Annotated in this window: 5 protein-coding genes; 1 reads left to right on the top strand and 4 read right to left on the bottom strand. The window is 68.7% G+C overall.

The genetic code is table 11. The features are described from left to right. Positions 1–103: 103 nt before the first annotated feature. Positions 104–364 (top strand): winged helix-turn-helix domain-containing protein, encoded by a 261-nt coding sequence (locus VE172_RS08060; protein WP_324799628.1) that lies wholly within the window; start codon positions 104–106, stop codon positions 362–364. On the opposite strand, the gene VE172_RS08065 is transcribed toward VE172_RS08060, so the two are convergent. The 4 genes from VE172_RS08065 to VE172_RS08080 form a co-directional block, all read right to left on the bottom strand. Next, entirely contained in the window at positions 355–825 is a 471-nt protein-coding gene (locus VE172_RS08065; RefSeq protein ID WP_324799632.1) for a hypothetical protein, read from the bottom strand. The genes VE172_RS08060 and VE172_RS08065 overlap by 10 nt on opposite strands. A 75-nt stretch (positions 826–900) precedes the next feature. Beyond that, positions 901–1,257 (bottom strand): hypothetical protein, encoded by a 357-nt coding sequence (locus tag VE172_RS08070; RefSeq protein WP_324799636.1) that lies wholly within the window; start codon positions 1,255–1,257, stop codon positions 901–903. Between the two features lie 100 nt (positions 1,258–1,357). Continuing rightward, the gene (locus VE172_RS08075; protein WP_324799639.1) at positions 1,358–1,621 is read right to left on the bottom strand and encodes a hypothetical protein; all 264 of its coding nucleotides are present in this window, start codon (positions 1,619–1,621) and stop codon (positions 1,358–1,360) included. Between the two features lie 10 nt (positions 1,622–1,631). Further along, positions 1,632–2,060 carry a hypothetical protein gene (locus tag VE172_RS08080; protein WP_324799642.1) on the bottom strand — a complete coding sequence of 143 codons (429 nt, stop codon included), beginning with the start codon at positions 2,058–2,060 and terminating at the stop codon, positions 1,632–1,634. Between the last annotated feature and the right edge of the window lie 97 nt (positions 2,061–2,157).

Raw genomic sequence — 2,157 nt, forward strand, 5'->3', positions numbered from 1 at the left:
CGATGACCGTACGTCGCAAGATCCCCAGAGTCCAGACGTCTGCACTCGTCCGCACCCGTATGGCCACGCCCGGCCACGAGAGCAGGCGTCTAGTGTCCTGTCCGTGCACGACGATGATCTTGATCCGGAGCACGGCCGGCCACTCTCACAGCAGCTCGCCGACCGGCTCGAAGCGCGGATCTTAAGCGGCGAGCTCGCACCGCACCGCCCGGTACCGTCCGAGACCCAGCTCGCGCAGGCGTATCCGGTGTCGCGGGACACGATCCGCCGTGCCGTACGAGAGCTGCGGGCCCGTGGGCTGGTGTACACCGTGCAAGGCAAAGGCAGCTACGTCACACCGCCGGAGGACCGGCCTCAGGCGTGAGCCGCTAGCACGGCCTCGGCACACGGCGGGCACATCGGCACCTCGACCTCACCTGTCAACGCCGTCCGGTACCGCATGATCTCAGCCGCACTCACCGGAGTGTCGCCCTGGCACAGCTCGCGGCCCTTGTGGTTATGCAGGCAAAGGCAGTGGCAGGACTGCTCCGGCTCGCCGGGGACGAGGACGAAGTCCGCGCGCGTCGCGGTGAGGGCGCCTGCGAGTTGCCGCATCACCTCACTCACGTGCTGTGCCTGCTGCTCGGCGATCGCCTGGAGCCCGCTGAACAGTTCGTTGAGCGGGCGCATCGCCTCTCGCATCCGCTCGATCTGCTCGGCACTCGCGGCTTCGCGTTCGGCGCGGCTCCGCATGCGGGGGGTCCACTGCATCACGTCCGGGCCGCGCTCCCAGTTCTCCAGAGCGCGCTCGATGCGGGCGAGGGTGTGTTCCGTAGACTCTGTCATGTCGACTCCTAGGGTCGGCCAGCCCCCGGACGTTTGCCCGTCGCGGGGGCGCTTACGTTGATGGTGCCACGCCCGCTATGCCTTCACGTGATGCTGGATGCACCACGTGTCTACCGTGATCGCGGCCGTCAGCGCCCGGACATCATCCAGCGTCGTCCCGGCCGGAGCATCGCTGAACTTCTTGGCCACCCCACGCAGCGCCGCCACGTCACTGAGCGCGGCGAACGCCCTGGCCGCCTGGGCGTGCACGTACTTCTTGTCCTTCGGGTCGGTCGCCTTGGCCGCCTCCTTGCAGGCGTCCATCGTCGACCCGTCGTAGGTGGGTGTGGCCGCAGGGGTGGGGGTCGGCGGAGGCGGTGCTGCCGCCTTGGTGGCGGACCCGCAGCCGGCGGCGAGCGTGAGCATGGCTGCGGCGAGGATGACGTTGCGCATGGGGGTGTTCCTTCCGTCGTGGTGAGACGCGGTGTGGCGGCTCAGTGGTGGCCGGGGGGTGTGGCCGGATGTGGCGGCAGAGAGGACGTAACACCCGAGGTCACAGCCGCGATCCGTCCGACGCGAAAGCCAGCTCGAAAACCGCGAACGGATACTCAAGCTCGTCCAGCTCCAGCCGGTTCGACCCGCCGATCTGGTGGAGCACGACCCGCCGCTCGTTGGCGAAGGTCCGCTCGATCTGGACCGCCTCGTAGATCTGGCCGAGCAGTCTGACCCGGTCCCCCTGCTTCAGGTCGATCACCGAGACCAGCCGAACGGCTGCTTCGTCGCTGTCGATGCCCAGCAGGCGGCGCAAGACACGCATACGGAGCCTCTCAGCCATCGTGGGCCTCCGCTGGGGCGTCCAGAGCGGCAATGCTGTCGCAGGGCCACGGCACCGCATAGTCGGGGTAGTCGCGCTCCGAGCAGTACTCGCAGTCGCCTGTGTTGACGTTCCGGACGTGCAGCTGCCGCTCACGCTCGACGGCGGCCTCGGCCTTGTCCCTCTGGCGCCGGAGCTCCTCGCCGAGGGCTTCCAGGGCCTTGACGCGGTTGCCCAGCCGGCCGATCTCCCCGTGGGCCCGCTCCATCTCCTCATCCCGAACCGACTCGGTGAGGTACCGCGTGATCTGCTCGCCCCAGGTCGTCGCGAGGCGGACTGCTTCCTCGCCTTCAGCGAGGCCCCCGTTGGAGATCGGGTGCATGTATGCCCAGTCGGCGGCGGCCTCGGCGTAGCGGCCGCGTAGCTCGTCCTCAGTGGCCATCGTGGGCCTCCGCTGGGGCGTCCAGGGGAGTGAACCGCTCGACCAGTTCGGATTCGGTCAGATACCGGTCCGCGCCGTCATAGAAGCCGACAGGCTT

Origin of the sequence: Stackebrandtia sp. (genome assembly GCF_035643755.1) — a bacterium.
In the GTDB taxonomy this organism is placed as follows: domain Bacteria; phylum Actinomycetota; class Actinomycetes; order Mycobacteriales; family Micromonosporaceae; genus Stackebrandtia.

What these genes read in the sequence shown, in the direction of transcription:
- VE172_RS08075 (WP_324799639.1), bottom strand. Translation starts at nt 1,621, where the DNA reads ATGCGTGTCTTGCGCCGCCTGCTGGGCATCGACAGCGACGAAGCAGCC.
- VE172_RS08070 (WP_324799636.1), bottom strand. Translation starts at nt 1,257, where the DNA reads ATGCGCAACGTCATCCTCGCCGCAGCCATGCTCACGCTCGCCGCCGGC.
- VE172_RS08065 (WP_324799632.1), bottom strand. Translation starts at nt 825, where the DNA reads ATGACAGAGTCTACGGAACACACCCTCGCCCGCATCGAGCGCGCTCTG.
- VE172_RS08080 (WP_324799642.1), bottom strand. Translation starts at nt 2,060, where the DNA reads ATGGCCACTGAGGACGAGCTACGCGGCCGCTACGCCGAGGCCGCCGCC.